Annotated in this window: 11 protein-coding genes and 1 pseudogene; 10 read left to right on the top strand and 2 right to left on the bottom strand. The window is 34.3% G+C overall.

The window, feature by feature from the left end; translation table 11 throughout:
- Positions 1–214 precede the first annotated feature (214 nt).
- The 7 genes and pseudogenes from IPK91_02370 to IPK91_02400 all read left to right on the top strand — a co-directional run bounded on the left by IPK91_02370 (position 215) and on the right by IPK91_02400 (position 11,975).
- A pseudogene (locus tag IPK91_02370) lies at positions 215–1,196 on the top strand (ribonucleotide-diphosphate reductase subunit beta).
- Between the two features lie 44 nt (positions 1,197–1,240).
- On the top strand, positions 1,241–3,697 hold the full coding sequence (locus IPK91_02375) for a ribonucleoside-diphosphate reductase subunit alpha (GenBank protein ID MBK8296136.1): 2,457 nt from the start codon (positions 1,241–1,243) through the stop codon (positions 3,695–3,697).
- An 88-nt stretch (positions 3,698–3,785) separates the two neighbouring features.
- Positions 3,786–4,478 (top strand): DUF4956 domain-containing protein, encoded by a 693-nt coding sequence (locus tag IPK91_02380; GenBank protein MBK8296137.1) that lies wholly within the window; start codon positions 3,786–3,788, stop codon positions 4,476–4,478.
- Positions 4,479–4,488: 10 nt separating this feature from the next.
- A complete protein-coding gene (locus IPK91_02385; GenBank protein MBK8296138.1) occupies positions 4,489–6,813 on the top strand; it encodes a CotH kinase family protein in 2,325 nt (774 codons plus the stop codon).
- Between the two features lie 12 nt (positions 6,814–6,825).
- The gene (locus IPK91_02390) at positions 6,826–7,821 is read left to right on the top strand and encodes an HlyD family efflux transporter periplasmic adaptor subunit (protein MBK8296139.1); all 996 of its coding nucleotides are present in this window, start codon (positions 6,826–6,828) and stop codon (positions 7,819–7,821) included.
- 5 nt (positions 7,822–7,826) lie between these two features.
- Entirely contained in the window at positions 7,827–9,053 is a 1,227-nt protein-coding gene (locus IPK91_02395; protein MBK8296140.1) for a hypothetical protein, read from the top strand.
- Positions 9,054–9,098: 45 nt separating this feature from the next.
- Positions 9,099–11,975, top strand: coding sequence for an outer membrane beta-barrel protein (locus IPK91_02400; protein MBK8296141.1), 2,877 nt, complete (start codon positions 9,099–9,101; stop codon positions 11,973–11,975).
- Between the two features lie 5 nt (positions 11,976–11,980).
- Here the strand turns inward: IPK91_02400 and IPK91_02405 are convergent, their stop codons facing one another.
- Positions 11,981–12,670, bottom strand: a complete 690-nt coding sequence (locus tag IPK91_02405; GenBank protein ID MBK8296142.1) for an NAD-dependent deacylase — start codon at positions 12,668–12,670, stop codon at positions 11,981–11,983.
- Positions 12,667–14,148: an NAD(P)H-hydrate dehydratase gene (locus tag IPK91_02410; GenBank protein ID MBK8296143.1), complete on the bottom strand. Its 1,482-nt coding sequence runs from the start codon at positions 14,146–14,148 to the stop codon at positions 12,667–12,669. Before IPK91_02410 ends, IPK91_02405 begins: the two co-directional genes overlap by 4 nt.
- A gap of 229 nt (positions 14,149–14,377) precedes the next feature.
- On the opposite strand from IPK91_02410, the gene IPK91_02415 reads away from it, so the two are divergent.
- The 3 genes from IPK91_02415 to IPK91_02425 are packed head-to-tail and all read left to right on the top strand — an operon-like array spanning position 14,378 to position 21,494.
- Positions 14,378–15,394 carry a PorP/SprF family type IX secretion system membrane protein gene (locus tag IPK91_02415; GenBank protein MBK8296144.1) on the top strand — a complete coding sequence of 339 codons (1,017 nt, stop codon included), beginning with the start codon at positions 14,378–14,380 and terminating at the stop codon, positions 15,392–15,394.
- A 15-nt stretch (positions 15,395–15,409) separates the two neighbouring features.
- Positions 15,410–17,860, top strand: coding sequence for a hypothetical protein (locus IPK91_02420; GenBank protein ID MBK8296145.1), 2,451 nt, complete (start codon positions 15,410–15,412; stop codon positions 17,858–17,860).
- On the top strand, positions 17,847–21,494 hold the full coding sequence (locus IPK91_02425) for a gliding motility-associated C-terminal domain-containing protein (GenBank protein MBK8296146.1): 3,648 nt from the start codon (positions 17,847–17,849) through the stop codon (positions 21,492–21,494). Before IPK91_02420 ends, IPK91_02425 begins: the two co-directional genes overlap by 14 nt.
- The last annotated feature ends 81 nt before the right edge of the window (positions 21,495–21,575 follow it).

Genomic DNA, 21,575 nt, shown 5'->3' on the forward strand with positions numbered 1-21,575 from the left:
GATTGTTACTGTATTTTTGAGCTAGATATATGTTTTTTTAATAATATGAATTTTAAGACTTTTTAAAAAAAGAATTCGAGTAAATAATTGTCTTACAAATTATTACAAATACAATTAAAAAATATATCTAAATTTTTATTATATAATAATTACAATTAAATACTTTTGAACCACAATTACCTTACAGTTTAGCCAAGTCAAACAACAAGAACCAATGAATCACCGTTCAGAACCTATCCTCGTCGAAAATCCCGATCGATTTGTAATCTTTCCGATCAAACATTCCGATATCTGGCAATTTTACAAAAATTCAGAGGCTTCTTTTTGGACTGCTGAAGAAATTGACCTTTCCCAGGACCTTGAAGATTGGAATCATTTGCTCAATGACAATGAAAAACATTTCATTAAACATGTACTAGCTTTCTTTGCCGCCAGCGATGGAATTGTAAATGAAAATCTTGCAGAGAATATGGTTCGGATGGTTCAATATCCCGAAGCAAAATTCTTTTATGGGTTTCAGATCATGATGGAAAATATCCATTCAGATACGTATTCCTTATTAATCGATACGTATATCAAAGACCAAACGGAAAAAAACTACCTGTTTCATGCCGTTGAAAATTTAGCTTGTGTTCGTCAAAAAGCAGATTGGGCTTTGCGTTGGATTAAAAACGGAAGTTTTACCGAACAATTAATCGCATTTGCGGCGGTAGAAGGAATCTTTTTCAGTGGCTCATTTTGTAGTATTTTTTGGTTAAAAAAACGAGGCTTAATGCCTGGTTTAAGTTTTTCCAATGAATTGATTTCACGCGATGAAGGAATGCATTGCGACTTTGCCTGTTTATTGTATAATCAACATATCGTCAACAAACTTCCAAAAGAGACAATCGAAGCAATCATCAAAGATGCAGTTGAAATTGAAAAACATTTCATTACTGAGGCCATACCCGTCGCCCTGATTGGTATGAATGCAAATTTGATGTGTCAATATATTGAGTTTGTTGCGGACCGCCTCTTAGTAGCTTTAGGTAATACTAAAGTTTACAATTCACAAAATCCATTTGACTTCATGGAGATGATCTCTGTGCAAGGTAAAACCAATTTCTTTGAAAAAAGGGTGTCAGAATACCAAAAAATCAGGGGTAGCCACTGGTGGCCACGCTCCTAAGGTATTTTCGATAGACGAAGACTTTTAAGTATTTTTTTTTTTTAACCCTTTTACTGTTTTAATTTTAATAAGATGCAAGTACTCAAACGTAACGGCAAACGCGAAGAAGTCAGTTTTGATAAAATAACCGCTCGTGTAAAAAAACTTTGCTATGGGCTAGATAGCAATTTTGTAGATCCAATAGAAATTTCAAAAAAAGTAATACAAGGAATTTTTGATGGAGTCACAACCTCAGACTTAGACAATCTGGCAGCAGAAACTTCTGCGAGCCTGGCTACAATACATCCGGATTATGCGATACTTGCAGCCCGAATTGCCGTATCAAATCTTCATAAAAATACCAATAAGTCATTTTCTGAAACGATGGAATTGCTTTACAATTACATCGATCCTATGACAAATCAAAAAGCTGGATTAATCAGTGATGAAACCATTCAAGTGATCCGTAGCAATGCGGATAAATTGGATTCAGCTATTATTTATGATCGCGACTATAGTTTTGACTATTTTGGTTTTAAAACACTGGAACGTTCTTACTTATTAAAAGCGAATAAGAAAGTAGTAGAACGGCCACAACATCTGTTAATGCGTGCTGCAATCGGTATTCATGGTTTAGAAATCGATACCGCCATTGAAACCTATAATCTGATGTCAGAGAAATGGTTTGTCCACGCTACACCCACACTATTTAATGCAGGCACTCCAAAACCTCAATTGTCATCCTGCTTTCTTTTAAGTATGGTAGATGATTCCATCTCTGGTATTTTTGAAACATTAAGCCGTTGTGCAAAAATCTCTCAATCCGCCGGAGGAATTGGTCTAAGCATTCATAACATCCGTGCAAAAGGCAGCTATATAAAGGGCACTGGTGGAAGTTCAAATGGAATTATTCCGATGCTTCGGGTCTTTAATGATACGGCTCGTTACGTAGATCAGGGAGGCGGTAAACGCAAAGGAGCATTCGCAATTTACATCGAGCCATGGCATGCCGATATTATGGACTTTCTCGAACTCAAAAAGAATCATGGAAAAGAAGAAATGCGTGCACGCGATTTATTCTATGCATTGTGGATTCCTGATTTATTTATGGAACGGGTTGTTGCAGACAAAGAATGGTCTCTATTTTGTCCAAACGAAGCGCCAAAACTTTATGATACCTATGGCGAAGAATTTGAAGCACTGTATCATCAATATGAGTCCGAAGGACGCGCACGAAAAATTGTACGCGCACAAGACCTCTGGTATCAAATATGCCAAAGTCAGATAGAAACCGGAACCCCTTATATTTTATATAAAGACGCTTGTAATAAAAAATCGAATCAGAAAAATTTAGGTACAATTCGTTCGTCAAATCTTTGTACAGAAATTATTGAATACACTGCTCCTGACGAAGTAGCCGTTTGTAATCTCGCTTCTATATCCTTACCAAAATTCATTGAAAACAACACCTTTGATTTTAATAAACTCGTAGAAGTAACCCGGGTAATCACTCGAAATTTAAATCGAATCATCGATATCAATTATTATCCGATTCCTGAAGCTCGTAATTCAAATTTTCGCCACCGTCCAATTGGTATAGGCGTGCAAGGTCTAGCCGATGCGTTTATTCTAATGCGAATGCCATTTGACAGTGAAGCCGCACGACAATTAAATCGGGAAATTTTTGAAACCATTTATTATGCGGCAGTAAGTGAAAGTTGTGAATTGGCTAAAAAACATGGGGCCTATGAAACATTTCCAGGTTCGCCTATGAGCCAGGGTATATTTCAATTTGATATGTGGGGTGTAGAACCAGATACAAATCGTTGGGATTGGAATGCATTGCGCAATGAGGTAATGAAACATGGAATTCGAAATAGTTTATTACTTGCTCCGATGCCAACTGCTAGTACCTCACAAATCCTTGGTAATAACGAATGCTTTGAACCATACACTTCAAACTTTTACACTCGAAGAACCTTATCTGGTGAATATATCGTGATCAATAAACATCTTTTGGAAGATCTGGTTAAACTCGGACTTTGGAATCAAGAAATGAAAGAGATGATCATGTTTAATAATGGTTCAATTCAAAACATACCTTCCATTCCAACTAAATTGAAAGAGCTGTATAAAACGGTTTGGGAGCTGAGCCAAAAATCGATCATCGATATGGCAGCAGATCGTGGAGCTTTTATTTGCCAAAGCCAAAGTCTTAATTTATTCCTTGAAAATGCATCGGTTAATAAATTGGGTTCAATGCATTTCTATGGTTGGAAAAAAGGATTAAAAACAGGCATGTATTACTTGCGAACCAAATCAGCAGTCGATCCGATTAAATTTACTTTGAGTGAGAAACACCAAAAGAAATTTGTAGAAGTGACTGAGCAAGTTGAAATTATTGAAATTAAGCCTGAAATGGTCAACAATCTTTCAAGTCTTAAGTCCGAAAAACTCCAGGAAATGTTTGCAGCCACCGAAACAGAGCAACAACTTATAGAAGGCCAGAGCTGTAGCATGGAGGAAGGCTGTATTACATGCCAGGGCTAATAACTTGCAAATAAAGGAATCCCATTAAACTTTAAAATAGTTTACCAGTCTAAACTGAGGGATACCAGGGATTCATTAGTTTTACAAAATGTTTGATTTTTCACTTTCTGATATCAATACAGATAATCCGTCCATTTTATCTGTTGTATATGCATTGCTAATGAGTTTCATATTGGCTACGTTTGTTTCATTTACTTACGAAAAAACGAGCGCCAACAATCGCTCACCCGGTCATTTTATTCAATCCATGATCCTCGGAGCAATCATTGCTACCATCGTCGCACAAGCGATCGGCGATAGTATAGGCCGAGGGCTCGGAATGCTTGGTGTGCTGGCCATGATTCGGTTTAGAACCAATATTTCACAACCAAGAAATATGATTTTTATTTTTGCTTCGCTGGCACTGGGTATCTCGTGCGGAGTCTTTGCGTTCAACGTTGCATTTTATGGCACCCTGCTATTTTGTACCCTTGCCTTTTTATTAAGCATTTCTCCGTTAAAACAATATATCAAAAAATCATACAATTTACGGGTCACCTTTGAATCGGTTGATCGTACTAGTGTTAATAAGGTCTTTGATTATCTAGAATCTAAAAATATAGCTGCAAACTTATTGCGAATGGATACAATATCCAATTTGGGAAAAATTGAAAAGGAATGCAATTGGGAAATTGGACAGCTTCCAACATCCGATGAACTTACCATCGTTGAAGATTTATCTGCTATTGAACATGTTAAAACCGTCAGACTCAGTTTGCGCTCAGACGAAGAAATAATATAATTACTTGTAAATGAAGATTCATAACATTTTGATTTTAAGTGTGATTTGTTTAGAAATCAAATCACAAAAAATGCCATCTGAAATGGCTTTTAGTCCGGATTCAAAAAGACTCATTTCAGGAAATCAAGCCGTTGAAGGATTGTACAATCCAAGCAAAATAAGACGCATCGATTTAAAATTTGATCAACCAGATTACTGGGCTTTAATGACTGCCAATTACCAGTCGAAAACGGATATTTCTGCAACCCTCATTATGGAAGGGGATACGTTTGCTAATGTAGGCGTTCGATTTAAAGGTCAAACTTCGTATCAACGAGTGACTGGTCAAAAAAAATCATTTAATATCACTATGGATTTTCTTGATCCTACTCAAGATTTAAAAGGATATGAAACTTTAAATTTCAATAATTCATTTGAAGATAATAGTTTTATGCGTGAAGTCTTTTATGAAAACATTACACGCCCGTTTTCAAGTTCACTCAAAGCAAATTACATCCATCTGTATATCAATAATCAGGATTGGGGTATTTATCCAAATGTACAAGCGTTGGATGGTAACTATGTTAAAGAATGGTTCTTAAGTAATGATGGTTCGCGTTGGAGATGTGAACGCACAAATGGCGGAGGCCCTGGAGGAGGAGGCTTTGGTGCTGGAACTTCCACACTCAATTATTTGGGTGATGATACCACTGCTTATAAACCAAACTACACCTTGAAACATACTACCGTAGAAAATCCTTGGTCAGATTTAGCACGAGTAACTAAAGTATTGAATACAGTACCCTTGGCTCAATTGGAAGATAGCTTAAAAAAAGTATTAGATATAGACAGGGCCCTCTGGTTTGTTGCAAAGGAAATTATGTTTGGTGATGATGATAGCTATGTAAACAAAGGAGGCATGGATTATTTTGCAATATATCAAAAAGATGTCGAACGATTGATTCCTTTAGAATACGATGCAAACTCTGTGATGTCTGGTCAAACAGCAAACTGGTCCATCTTTCTTAAGGAAGCAGATACCAAATTTCCATTGTGCAACAGATTGTTTGCAGTACCTTCTTTAAGACAACGATACCTGGCTCATTTTAAAACCATGTTTAAAGAATGTTTGGATTCAACAAATTTTGTCACACAATTAAACAAACAATATAGTCTTATAGATAGTTTGGTCGCAGCAGATCCAAAAAAACTCATGACCTATCAAGCATTTCAGTCAGAGAAAAACAACTTAATCAACTGGATGCGCAATAGGAGAAATACGATACAAGCTAACTCAGAATTTAAACAAATAGGGTGCACCATCGAAGAGGTTAACGCTTCGTCAAATGGTATTCCCAATCAAAATCCAGACGAAACACAAACAGTTCAAATCAATGCCAAAATAAGTAATAAAATAAATGGCGTAAAACGAGTCAATCTGTACTATGCACCCGGTTTTGATGGTTATTTTAATGTCAGTCAAATGTTTGATGATGGATTACATAATGATGGTACCGCAGGGGATGGAACTTATGGTGGCACAATACCTCCTTTTTCCAATGGAGTCTTTGTCCGTTATTATATAGAAGCCATTGCAAACAATGTACAAGGAACAAGTACTTATATGCCAGAAGGTGCTGAACATGATGTTTATATTTATCAGGTAAATCTTATCCAATCCAGTTCAAACCAAATCGTACTGAATGAAATCATGGCTTCTAATACGAAAACAGTTACCGATCAAGATGGCGAATATGACGATTGGATTGAATTATTTAATAAATCAAATGATACAGTCGATATTAGTAATTGGATATTAACAGACAATTCAACAAATCTTGATAAGTATCGATTTCCAGCCGGTACCAAAATTCTCCCGCAATCCTATTTAATCATTTGGGCTGATGAAGACGGCAAACAAACCGGTATGCATGCTAATTTTAAACTTTCTGCATCTGGTGAAGCGCTTTATCTCCTTGATTCAAATGCAACACAAGTTGATAAAATAGTCTATTATGAACAAATTCAAGACCTAAGTTATGCCCGAAGTCCCAATGCTACCGGTAATTTTGTAATTCAAGAAGCTACATTTAATAAAAGCAACGACCTGGTGTCCGAAACCAATAAATTGTCCCTAACTGCATTAAAATTATATCCAAATCCAGCTTCACAGTTTTTAATCGTCGAGACAACAACATCTGGAATTCATCCACTAAAATTATATACAAGTTTTGGTGTTTTAATTCAAGAGCTTAAATTGGATCATTCTTTAAAAATAGATCTGAAAGAAGTTCCTGGCGGTGTATATTTTTTAAAGTCAGGCGCTACAATTCAAAAATTCATTAAAAGAGACTAACAAAAGAGCTATTTGCAACGATTCAACTACATATATTTAATTGCCTTAGCAGGCATCCTGTTGCTTTTGCCGTTAATAAAAAATAAACTGCAAACGAACAATGAATTTTTTGGCATTGCCGAAAATCAAATTCGAAATATAAATTTGGATTATCCGATTGAAGTAATTAAAATCTACAAAACCTTAGGAGAATCCGTAAGACTTGGGGATACGCTTATGATATACAGTCGATTGGACCAGGAACGCCAAAAGCAGAATCTCGAGTATGAAAAACTAGAATTAGAAAAGAGAAATCAGGTAAATCTTGAAATCAATCGTAACGATTTAAGTTTATTGCAAAATAAATTGCATGCAACCTATGAAACGTATCAGACAAAACGATTAGAATTGGAACATGAAAAAGAACTTCAATTAAAGCTATTACAAAGTGTAAGTTCTGAAATAGGCCTGCAAGAATTTCACAAGAAGTATCAATTATTAAAAGAAGCATTAAATCAAAAAGAAAAAACCGAAAACGCTGAGACAAACCTCCGGATAAAAAATTTAATTAATGAAATGAAGGTAAGCGAATCCGCCAATTTAGTAAGAATATCTAAAATACAAAATGAGATATTTATATTAGATAGAATGAAATTGAATGCGGTATTGCTTGCTCCAGAATCTGGAATTATCGGACAATTGGAGTTTAATGTTGGAGACAAAATTCAGTCTTACACCAGTATTTTAAAAATCTACGGCACACATCCTTATATCGTTACCAGTTATATTGGCGACAAGCAATTGACAACCCTTGCAGAAGGTGATTCACTTATAATCAGTTCGCTTAGCAATCCAGAATATAAGTTGCCAGGCAAAGTTTCAAATTTAGGAACAAGGGTAAGTCCATTGCCGGAGCGCTTAAAAAAGATTCCGGAATTACGAGCCTGGGGCAGAGAAATACAAATTAAAATACCAGCTGATAATATTTTTATGCAAGGTGAAAAAGTCAAAATACAACTATTAAAATAGTTAATATGACTGCTACGTTCTGTAAACATTACTTTATAATTTTATTGATTCTATTTAATTTAAAAGTAAATTCACAAAATCCAATTGTTGATTATTTAAAATCCAAAAATACCAAGACGGAACAAGTAATTGATAGTATCATTAACTTTTATTACACCTCAAGATTACACAAGCCATTTATTTCCAGATTAAGCCTTCGCACTGAAACGGATGAATTTAAATTAAACCGGCAAGAATACAGTTTAAGAGCTCAAACAAATAGCATCAGTTATAATAAATACCAAAATAAAATAAACAAGCTTGAACAAGAAGAATGGGAAATCAAAAAGAAAATTCTTAATACAGATCAACTATACAAAAAATATAAAGCTGTAACCAAATTGCTTGGGGTGTTAATGCTAAAAAATGCTCAGAGTCAATATATAAAATGCATTGAAAAACAATTGGAAATATTAAATTATAGATCCGGAATGGGTTTAAATATCAACTTTGAAAAACATTTAGATTTAAATCTTAAACTATTAAATGCTAAAAATGAATTTAATAACTTAAATACCAAACAAAGTATTCTTCAGATTGACAGCCTATTAAATCATAAACTGGATTTTCTGCTTAATAAGCTTATTTCAAACGAAGATATTTTAAAAGTAACAGACCAATTATATGTCTTAGATTCAAACAATTCTCTTTATTTTAATGAATTAAATAAGCAACAGTTAGAATATAAACAAGAAATTCGTGACGCAACTAAAAAGTTAGATTATTTGCAAATTCATTATCACGAAGATCCGAGTGATCCCGTAAATCAAAAACTTACCATAGGAGCTGGTTTCCGTATTCCAATGATGGGAAGTAATCAAAAAATAAAAGATGAATATGAAATTAAACGCTTAAGCTTAAGTTTAGAGCAATTGCAAGAAAATGATGATACTGAGTTGAAACTGGTTGAATTGAAAAATCAATTAAAGCAGTTGATTGCTACCTATGACAATTTAGTTGAAAACCAACGGTTTGTTTTACAAAAATTTAATCCGGATACACTGGCATCTTCTGAATTAAGTGATCCTGTGTTCATTGCAGAAATTCAACTGGAGTTGGCTAAAATAAATATAGATCAAGTTGAAATTAGAAACGATATTTTAGAACTTTATATTCAATTTATTTCTACAAGTAAGACATTGTATAATAACCCAAATCGTTATTACTTAGAATTTCCATTTATTGAATTTTAAACAAAGTTTTAAGTAAATTGTATTTAATGTGTACCAAGTGACCCTATGAAAAAAATTTCCTATAGCATTTTATTAATTTGTTTAAATCAGTGGATTTTTGGGCAATCATTCGAATTCAATGGACAACTTTTAGATGAAAATGGAAAGCATGTTAGCAGTATTCCAATTCAAATTAGCTCAGAGAATGGAAGAATTCGCCACAAAGTGGAAACTGATTCTCTTGGATATTTTAAAGTAATAAACTTAGTGGCCGGTTCCTATACCCTTAGGGCCCGACAATTAGGATACGAACCTTTAAATGAGTTATTTTCTATAGACAGTACAACAAATCACATTAGACCGTTTTATTTAATTACTAAAAGAGAGCAACTGTCAGAAGTAACAGTAAAAGATAAAAGATCAATCGCAAAAGTTAAAAACGATACCCTGCAATTTGATGCAAATTCATTTAAAACCATGGACGACGCTTCAGCAGATCAATTGGTTGACAAAGTACCAACTATTACAAAAGAAAATGGCGTCATTAAGGCACAAGGAGACGATGTAAAACAAATACTCGTAGATGGGAAACCTTTTTTTGGAAGCGATCCCAATTTATCCCTGAAAAATTTACCTGCAGATTTGATTGATAAGATTCAAATATTTGATCAATTAAGTGAACAAAGTCAATTTACTGGAATTAATGATGGCAATACGGTTAAAACTATAAATATAGTTACGAAAACTGGTCTAAACAACGGGCAATTTGGCAAAGCGTATGCAGGTTATGGCATTCCAGACAAATATCAAATGGGAGCAAACTACAATCTTTTTGATGGTTCCAGGAGAATAAGTTTAATCGGAATGTCTAATAATATTAACGTTCAAAATTTTTCAATCGACGACATTCTAAGTGTAGTTGGCAGCACCGGGAATTCAAGAAACAGAGGAGGGGGTTCCGGCAATTTTCAAAGACCTCCGGGAGGAAGAGATTCTAGAGGATCTAACTCTGGAGGTCCAGGTGATTTTTTGGTTCCACAATCTGGTGGCATTGCAAAATCTCATGCCATAGGCATTAATTTTACTGATAATATAAACACAAAATTAGAATTAAACGGATCATACTTTTATAATAATAATACCAATCACATTCAAAATGAATTGAGCCGGGATTACCTGGAAGATGGCAAACTTAATCAACAATATTTTGAAACAGGCACATCCAAACCAACCAATCAAAATCATCGATTAAATGCTCGTATAGAATACAAGCTAGACAGTTTCAATTCCTTTGTTTTTAGACCTCGATTGACATTTCAGTCAAACAAAAGTGTTTCCGAGTTAAATTCACAAACATTTATTAGAGATACACTGACGAATTCAAGTGCAGCGATTCAACATATTGACAACTCGGGATTAAATTTTAGCAACTCGATCTTATTTAGGCATAAATTTATAAAAACAGGCAGAAGCATTTCCATTGAATTTGGACAATCCTTGGCACCAAAAAATGAAAATAGCAAATTGCAAAACTTTACTGAATACCTTAATAAAAACAGAAATTTTATAGATACCATTAACCAACAATCTGAGAACGAAACAGACAAATGGGGACTAAATTCTAGTTTGGAATACACGGAGCCTATTAACTCAAGGCAGTCCATTTCACTAAATTACCGACAAGCAATACAGCAGGAAGAAAGTGATCTTAAAACTTTTGATATTCCGTTTCAAGACGGACTTTCAAAACAATTTAATTCAAAATTATCGAATCACTTTATATCAAAAACAGATTCTCACACTCCTGGAATTGGATATCAATTTAACAAAGAGCAAAAACTTAATATCAATATAAGAGTAAATTATCAATTAAGTAGAATTAGAAATGAGCAATTAGTGCCCCTTGCTAAAATCAATACGAGTTACTTTAACAATGTACTTCCATCTGCATTCTTTCGGTACACTATAAATCGGAACAAAACATTACAATTTAACTACCGAAGCAATACCCAATTGCCAAGCGTGAGTCAATTACAAAATGTAATAAACAATACAAATCCAGTTCATTTAAGTACTGGAAATCCAAATTTAAATCAAACGACAAGTCACAATGTCAGTTTGCGATATACCAGCTCCAATAAAGACGCCAGTGTTTTGTTTGTTGCTTTGTCTGGGTCAATTACACAAGATTACATTACAAATCATTTATTTATCAGAAGCAGAACGCATCCGATATTTAATATAATCAACGTTCCAATTGGTAGCCAATTAAGTATTCCGGAAAACAATGGCAATTCGTACCAAGGGAGATGTTTTTTTACGTACAGCTTGCCAATTCCTTATATTAAATGCAATTTTGCAATAGATGGATCTTATCAATATACACTTACACCGGGCTGGATTGACTCATTAAAATATAACTCTAAGCAAAATATAGTTTCTGGCGGCATTGGACTCTCAAGTAATGTAGGTCCAAAATTAGATTTTGGTTTTCAATTTAGGCCTACGTTCAATACCTACGCTTCACAAAACTCAATGGATCGTTATTTCTATTTTGATAGTAAACTTAGACTTGCTTGGCAGTTTTATGGAGATTTTGTTTTTAGAGGAGATTTTAATTCAAAATCAAATCAAACTATTACCAACACTCAAAATGAAACAATAAATTTAATAAACCTTGCATTTGGCATGAAAGTTTTTAAAAACAAGCGAGGCGAAATTTCTCTGGGAATTAACGATTTACTTAATCAAAATGAAAATATTCAACAAATCGTATCTGATTCATATATAGAAGATTCAAGAAGCAATAGTGTCAAACGGTTTTTATTGCTTTCATTTACTTATAATATTAAAAACTACAATTCTGGTAAAAAGCCTTCTACACAATTCGCTCCAGACCGCGAACGCGAGCGAATGGGACGATGGGAGGAACGTAGATTTTAATTGCTTTAAGTAATGCGCTGTAGTATGATTTCCAAACCTCGGCTTGCAATTTCTTGAATAATCTCCAGCGATTTATGATTTGAAATTTCATAATTCAAACTAGGCTTTGGATCAACATAATAGATTTTCGTTAAGGACTTTACATAAGCTACTAATCCGGCAGCAGGATAAACTTGTAAAGATGTCCCAACGATGATTACAAGATCTGCATTTGATACTTTGTTTGCAGCCAATGGGATCAGTGGAACCTCCTCTCCAAACCAAACGATGTGTGGTCGTAATTGGGAGCCTTTTTCGCATACGTCTCCAGGTAAAATATCTTGAGTGCATGTATAAATTAAAGAAGAATCAATTGAACTTCTCGATTTTAAAAGTTCTCCATGAAGATGTAAAACATGGTTACTTCCTGCTCTTTCATGTAAATCATCTACATTTTGAGTAATAATGCTTACATCAAAATAACGTTCCAATTCTTTTAAAATGAAATGACCCATATTGGGTTCTGAATTCAACAATTGCTTCCTGCGTTGATTATAAAAATCGAGTACCAATGGATAATTTTTGTACCATCCTTCAAGACTAGCAACTTCCATTACATCATGTCCCTCCCATAGTCCGCCAGCATCACGAAATGTTTTAATCCCACTTTCCGCACTGATGCCTGCTCCAGTTAAAACAACTAAATTGGATTTCAAGACGTGAGCGTTTTAAATGCCTGAGATAAATGTAAAATGACATCTGAAGGAGTCATCGACTCTTCGGCCAAGGTTTTTGCACAAATATCTGCACTCAATCCATGTAAATAAACGCCTAATATACAGGCCTCTTCAAAAGGATAGGATTGTGCCAACAAGGAAACTAAAATACCAGCCAATACATCACCACTCCCGGCTTTTGCCAATCCTGCATTTCCACTGCTATTAAAATAAACTTTGTGCTGTGGTGTACAAATTGCAGTATATTTTCCTTTTAGAACTATATAAATAGAATATTTTGAAGCCATCGCTTTGGCTTTTTCAATACGTTCAAATCCACTTGCTGACTTTCCAAACAAACGATCAAATTCACCAACATGAGGTGTTATTATCGTATTTGGGGTCAATAAATGCTGCCAATGGTTTTCAGCTATCATATTGAGCGCATCTGCATCTAGAACCAGATTTGTGATTTTTAAATTTAGTATTTCATATAACAGATTCTGGCTTTCTACAGTGCGACCCATGCCGGGTCCAATTAATAAAGATTTGTATTTAGAAAACTCCATGTTAGATGAACTGACAAATTGAACTTCCGGCAATTTCAAAAGCAACAAGTCGCGATTGGATGCTACCGTACTTACTGAAATTAAACCGGCACCACTGCGCAATGCTGCATCTGCACTTAGCAGGATAGCACCAGGCATTTCAAAAGATCCTCCAACCAATAAACAATGTCCAAATTGATTTTTATAGGCAAATTGATTTCTACTTTTGAATATATTCTTAATATCATCCAACGCTATGAAGTAGAAATCCGTTTGGTTAGTATCTATAAAACTTTGGTTTAATTTAATATCTCCTATAATTAGCTTTCCGCAATAAATTCCAGTATCTGCAATTAAATGACTGAGTTTTGGACTTTGAAACGTAAATGTAAAATCAGCATGAATACAGATTGAATCATTCATCTTGTCTGAATATAAACCTGAAGGCAGGTCAATGGCAATTCTGGTTGCTTTCAATGCATTCATTCGTTTAATAGCAGATGCCAGATCAGCAGAAAGGCCCCGACTCATTCCATAACCTAACAATGCATCGATAAGAATTGGATTTTTAGCCTGAGTTATAAGTTCTTCAAGGGTATCTAAGTATTTAAAACTGGTAAATAACTTACTTTCCAATCGAATTAAATTAATCTCATATTCTGGCGAGTTGTGTGGAGCAATTCCTATACAAAGAACAGATACTGTAAAATTGAATGAAAGCAATTTTCTGGCAATGGCCAAACCATCACCGCCATTATTGCCATTGCCGCAGACAACAAATACAGGATCCGAATTATCAAAGGTAGAAACCATCCAATTTACAAAACAATCTGCTGCCCGTTCCATTAAGTCAATTGGCTTAATGGGTTCATTTTCAATAGTAAATTGATCCCAGGCCTTTAATTGCATGGCATTGTAGACTGGTTTCATCTATTTATTTGATTGATTTTTCGAAACGCATATGAGTATATCTTAGTTCAATTAACAAATATTAAGAAAAATTTTAATATAATATATAAAATAAATCAAAATATGTTTGAATATTTGTACTAAATCTCATAATATTGCTATTCCTAATGGGATTAATCTCCATAACACTCCGTTTTTTTTCAATATTCATTTGCTCAAAATTTATTAACTAATTAATATACAATTAATTATGCCTTTTAAACCTATTTGTATTTTAATAGGTATTTGGATATGTTTTTATGCGAAAATTGAAGCACAAGACATTCATTATTCGCAATTTATATACCATTATCCAAGTCAAAATCCGATCCAATCTGGCTTTTACAACGGAAATCATCGGATTACGGCCAATTACCGAAACCAATGGCAAACAGTACCTGTGCCATATATGAGTTTTAGTTTGTTTTACGACAGTAAGATCAAATTAAAGTCGAATGGCGATTATATTGGAGCCGGTATCGGTTTCGATTACGATCGGGCAGGGGACTCTGAATTAAGCCTTAGCTCTTTAAACATCAGTTTGAATTATGGATTAACTTTAAGTAAAGGACACTTAATCATCTTGGGATTGAGTCCAAATATTGGCCAGAGGCGCTTATCAGATGAAAAGCTTAAATGGGGTAGCCAATGGACTGGTGACCATTATGATAAAAATCGCTCTCCAAATGAAAAATTTAATACAACTGGTGATGTGTTTTTTGACTTATCCGGAGGATTAGCTTACCAATATTCATTTACGAAGCGCACTCGCTTAATGGCTTCAGCTGCAGTTTTTCATTTATTGGAACCTGACCAAACATTCTATGGTCTCAGTCAGAACAAAATAAAACTGCCACAGCGAAATGTATTAAACGGAAGTATAAGCCTGGGCCTTGGAGCTTATTTGGATCTATTACTTAATGGTGAATTTCAAAAACAAGACGCTTATGAAGAAAAATTGGGGACTGGTTTGATTCGATTTTATATCAATCAAAAGCCAGGTTCTAAATTTAATTTGTTAGCTGGTTGTGGAATTCGCCTAGATGATGCTTATTTTCCAATGCTTGGATTTGAATACAATAATTGGATGATTTCTGGATCATATGATATCACCACTTCTGATTTCAAAACAGCTACAAATAGCCGGGGCGGACCTGAAATTGCAGTTCAATATATTTTTAAAGGAATTGAACCAATTGGATTATATAAAAAATGCCCTATTTATTAAATAGAATATTACCCAATGAGATTATTTATATTTAGTTGTTTGATGATAGGATTGATTCACAATTGTTTGGGACAATCATTAAATCAATACAAAACTGAAATTACCAACAGCTTAAACAAGGAAGATTTCTATGAAGCTTATAGTTTAATTGAGCAGGCGTTGCAGTATGATACGGAAGTAGATTCGTTTCATATGTTGGCCGGTATGGCTGCATTTAATTTAAATGCTTTTTCCAGAGCTACTAAACACTTTAAAATAATTGTTGACCGGTCAATTATTGAACGCCATCCTGAAATTGAATTTTACCTTGCAGAATCACAATATTATCAGGGGTTTTATTCAGATGCACTGATATATTACAAGTCGTATCTTGCAACAACCGTCCAAGAAGGACACATGTATGATCTTGGAAAAAAACGGATTGATGCTGTCATGTGGGCCAAAGAGAACTTAGCTAAAAAGGATCCTCTCATCCAAATAAAACGATTGGACGAACAAGTCAATACTAAAGAAAATGAATTTGCCCCATTTTTAATGGATAGCTTTCTTTACATCACAAGCCAAAATACATTTGAAAAAACCAAAAAGGGCAAAATAGCAAAGAATAGTGGTAAAATCATTAAGCTGAGAGAAACTACAATGGAACCGTTGCCAGACGATAAAGTACTTTTTGAAGAAGATCTCATGCTGGGTCATGCTTGCTTTAATCAAGCAGGAACAAAATTGTTTTTTACTGTTTGTAATTATGAAGAAAGTAAAACCACTTTAAAATGTGACATCTATTCAAAAATAAAAACATCAAAAGGGTGGGGGCCAAAAATTAAAATGCAAGAACCCGTTAATAAACCAAACTATTCTTCCTCTCAACCTTTTATAACAAAGGATCCTTCAACTCAACTTGATAAATTATATTTTGCAAGCAATCGCCCGGGTGGCAAAGGTGGGTATGACATTTACTCTGTTCTCCTTAATGAAAATAACCAACCCACTCCGTCAGAAAACATCGAGTTTATTAATACGGAAGAAAATGAATTTAGTCCTTTCTATAATACATCTGAAAATACACTTTACTTTAGTAGTAAAGGACATAAAGGTTTTGGAGGCTTAGATGTATTTAGTTATGCCTTTAAAGGTAAGATGGCCGGCCAAATCATTAATTTAGGTCCCTCTGTAAACAGCAGCTACGATGACTTATATTATTCAGAAGATTTAAAGAAAAGAAAGGGATATTTAGTTTCCAACAGACCCACATCATTTTATGTAGACGAAGAGGTGCAGGCTTGTTGCTATGATATTTATAAAATCAAATACGTACCTGCAACGGTTGAACTTACTGTAAATACTTATGATAAGTATGATTCCACTCCTTTAGGAAAAGTGACGCTTATTGTTAAAGACATTACAGACTTAGACACTAGCTATTTAACAACTCCAACACCTGACGAACCAGCGCAAAAATTTAAAATTACAGAAGATCGTAAATATCGTATTACAGCCAATAAACCAAATTGGATAGGGGACACCGTGTTTTGCAGTGCTATAGATCTTGAGAATTTTGATCCCATCGTTAAAAATTTATATCTCACAGAAATAAAGTCTTTAGAAGCATTGACTTTTGAGCGCACTACCAATGTTCCATTAAAAGGCGTAACCATTGAGTTATGGGATATGGATCATAATAAATTAATTAAAACCACTACAAAACTTGATAGTAATTTCTTTGATTTTACCATTTTGAAAGGGACTAATTATAAGTTATCCGCTAAGAAAAACAAATATGAATCAGCGATGGTTTTAATCACTCCTTTAGAAACGTCTAAAGAATCCATCTTAAGAAGAAATTTATATCTGGAATTAACTGCCATTGCAGAATTAAGAAAATTATTGCCCATCCGTTTGTTTTTCGAAAATGACATGCCTGATATTCGTTCCCAATCAGATTCAACATCGGTTGGCTTTCTGGATATTTACAATGAATATTACAATAAAAAATCAAAATACATTTATGAGTTTACAAATAAAATGCGTGGCAGTTCGAAAGATCGCTCCATTTTAGAAATAGACACTTTTTTTGAAAGAAATGTTAAAGCAAATGCTGAGAAGTTAAAATTATTCATGGATAAACTCATTATTATTCTGGAAGAAGGTCATGAAATAGATATCTTTTTGAAAGGCTTTGCTTCACCTCGGGCAAAATCAGATTACAATCAACATTTATCCTCCAGAAGGGTTTATAGTGTGCGAAATGAATTTGATCGATACAGCAATAAAGTATTTCATGATTATATTGTAAATCGCAATTTTAAAATCAAGGAAATTCCATTTGGAGAATCGCTATCATCGAATGATGTTAGTGATAAATTAGAAGACACAAGAAATTCAATTTACAGCTTGAAAGCTGCATATGAAAGAAGAGTTGAAATATTAGAAATTTTAAAAGGAGTTGAAGAAAATGGTAAACTTTAATAAAATCAGTTCGATGATACAAACGCTTATTAAAAGAATTCCTTTACTAATAGGCATCTATATACTAGTTGGATTTTCTGTTACTAAATTAACAGCCAGCCATATTGTTGGTGGAGAAATGACCTATAGATGTTTAGGCGGTCAGGTCTATGAAATCACTTTAACTTTAAGGAGAGATTGTTTTAATGGAAGTCCTGAAGCTGAGTTTGATGATCCTGCACATATTGGAATTTTTGATACAGAAGGAAACCCTGCAAGAAATGTAGGGCAATTCGGATTATTGTTATTGGATTTTAGAAATGATGATACACTCAACGAAATATTGAAAACAGAATGTGAAGTTGTAGGTGGAGATGTCTGTGTTCATACAACTACGTATCGAGGTAAAATTGAACTTCCCTTTGCTAAAGGCGGCTATACACTTGCCTATCAAAGATGTTGCAGAAATAAAACGATTACGAATATAACGGATCCAGACTTGGTGGGGGCAACTTACAGTGTTGTGATTTCCGAGGATGCATTGCGCTATTGTAACAGCTCTCCAAAATTTGGAGCATTTCCTCCTATTTATGTTTGTGGTGACCGAATGATTGTATTTGATGATTCTGCAAAAGATGAAAATGGAGATTCCTTGGTTTATAGTTTGTGTGTTCCTTTTGCAGGAGCAGATACAGCGAATTCAAAACCAACCAGACCAAGCAAACCACCATTCCCATTAATAAATTATAAAGCACCGTTTAGTTTAAATGATTTATTAGGAGGCACACCAACTCTTAAAATTGACCGAAATACCGGACTTATAACCGGGCAACCTGCTGCCATTGGACAATATTTAGTAGGTGTTTGTGTTGATGAATACCGAAATGGTAAATTACTTTCAAGAGTTCGAAGGGACTTTCAATATAATGTCCGTTTTTGTACAACCAATCCGGTTTCAAGATTCGATGCTGATAAATCTGTACTTTGCAAAGGAGATAGTCTTGTTAAATTTACAAACAACAGTATAAATTCAAAATCCTTTACCTGGTATTTTGATTATCCAAATACGAATTATGTTTCGCATGACACAAATCCAGAATTTAATTTCCCAAAAGCAGGAAAATATCGGGTAGCATTAATTGCTGTTCGTGCAAAGGATTGTATTGATACAAATTATAAGGATATCTATTTATACGATGATAATTTATTGCAAGCAAATTTTGGTGCAAAATATGGTTCATGTTCGGATAGTATAAATATTTCATTTGAGGACAAATCGGTTGATTCTTTACTAAATATTTCAAATTGGAATTGGTTTATGCAATTGAACAGTAAAATAAATACTTCAACGCAGCAAAATCCAAGTCTTGTTACAACCGACACCGGTCAATTATATGTATCACTAATTGTAACCTCATCCGGAGGGTGCAAAGACACCATTGAACAGGAATTCAAGTTAAATCGATTAAAACCAATGTTCCTATCCGATAATATTCCTATTTGCATTGGAGAATCTACAAAATTAATTAGTAATCCTGATAGCAGATTTAAATATACTTGGACTCCTTCTACTGATTTAAGTTGTGATGACTGTCCGGACCCAATTGCCAGTCCGGGTTCAGATATTGTATATAAAGTCGTTATTACTGATGGAAATTGTACAGAATCAGATTCTATTTTAGTTAAGGTCTCCCGTTTATTAGACATTGATATTTCTGGTGATGGAATTATATGTCAGGATAGTTTATTTCTAAAGGCCATCGGGGGTGTAGAATCTTCCGTGGAATGGTCTGACACTCCGGATTTTTCAAATATTCTTAAAAGTGGTTCTTTCAACTATTCCGGATCAACGCTGGATAAAAAAACATTTTATGTAAGAGCTAAGAGTGGCGCGAATTGTCCAGGTTCAGACAGCATTACGGTAGAAAATCAAAAAATTCAAATACAAACCAGCATTGATTCTTTAGTTATCTGTGAACAAGATTCCTTTGAGTTAAAATTGCTTAACTCCAATGCAAATCATCAGCTGACAATAATTTGGAAACCAGATAGTTCGATTATAAGTGGACAAGGAACTGAACATATTAAGGCCACCCTTGCACATTGTGGTCAATATACTTTTAACGTTGAACTAGAAAATCAGTTTCAATGCAAAGCAACAGATTCTGTAACGGTAAGAGCTATCTGTAAACCAGCTGCAGAATTTAAAGTAGACAAAAATTGTGATAATACCATCGTCACTTTCACAAATTTAAGCTCACAGGGAAGTTATAAATGGGATTTTGGAGATGCAAACGCATCCGAAGAAAAAAGTCCTGTTCATGTTTATGCTAAGCCTGGACGATACATAGTAAAACTCCGGGTTGACGCAGAGTGTACTAATGAGATCATAAGATCTATTGATGTTGGATTTATTATGGTAAATATTCGGGAACGTATCGTAAGTTGCCTTGGAAAACCAGTCAAATTAAATGAAAATGCGGATACCAACTATACCTACGAATGGTTTCCGTCAACCGGTTTGGATAATCCACTTTTAGCAAATCCAACCGCAACGGTTTCACAAACGACAAGCTACCGGGTTCGGATTTATGATAAGTTCATACCGGATTGTTTTATTGATCGGGAAGTGACTGTATTTGTACCACCACCAATTAATCTTAGAGTAAATTCAGATATTGTTTTGTGCTACAATGATACCCTAATGTTGCAAGCTTATACGGATTCCAACTCGGTAGTTCAAAATATTGATTGGACTGATCAAATCGGAATTTTGATTGGAAATGGCTATCAGGTTACTCGGAAATTTACAGATTCAATGTATGTGTATGCCTATGCAACAGATATATATGGTTGCGGGGATGTTGACTCCTTTAAAGTAGTCCCAATTTATCCATTGCACAAAATAGATGGTAAACACAACTTATGTCCTGGAGCGGATGGATTTGTTGAATTTATACCCTTAAATAATCACACGTATAAATTAAATTGGACAGGTAAAAATATAATTTCACTGGATACACTGTACCGTATTATTGTAAAACCAAAAGACACCACTGTTTACCATGTTTATTATGTAAATGAATATGGGTGTTCATTTCAGGATAGTTTTCAAGTAAATATCAGTCGATTTGATCCCCCATTGGAAGCGACAGCAGATCCGGATACCATTTACTTGGGAGAAACTACCACATTGCATGTAACCAAAGGATTTAATAAGTATCAGTGGATTATTCCTTATGATTTAAGTTGTTTGGATTGTACAGATCCGATTGCATCACCAAAATATTCAATTTTGTATACTGTAAAAGCTGAAAATGCTGATGGATGTGAAGAAAGTGTTGATGTTGCTGTGATTGTAATCAGGCCTAAATGTAATGAAGAAGACGTTTTTATGCCCAATGTGTTTAGTCCAAATCAGGATAACAACAATGATATCCTACGAATAGAAAGTAAATTTCTTGAATCCGTTGAAATGTATATTTACGATCGATGGGGTGAAAAAGTGTTTGAAACAAAAGACATTTCAAATTGGTGGGATGGTAGTTATAAAGGATCGGAACTTCCTCCGGACGTTTATGGTTATTATTTTAAAGTGGTCTGCAACGACGGGCAGAAATATTCTAAAAAAGGAAACGTCACATTATTAAAATAAATATAAATAATTATTTAATATATCGGGAATAAGCTACCTTTATCTCAGTTAAAGCTACAATGGACCAACCAAAAACCGGTG

The organism is Saprospiraceae bacterium, from assembly GCA_016712145.1.
Lineage (GTDB): Bacteria > Bacteroidota > Bacteroidia > Chitinophagales > Saprospiraceae > Vicinibacter.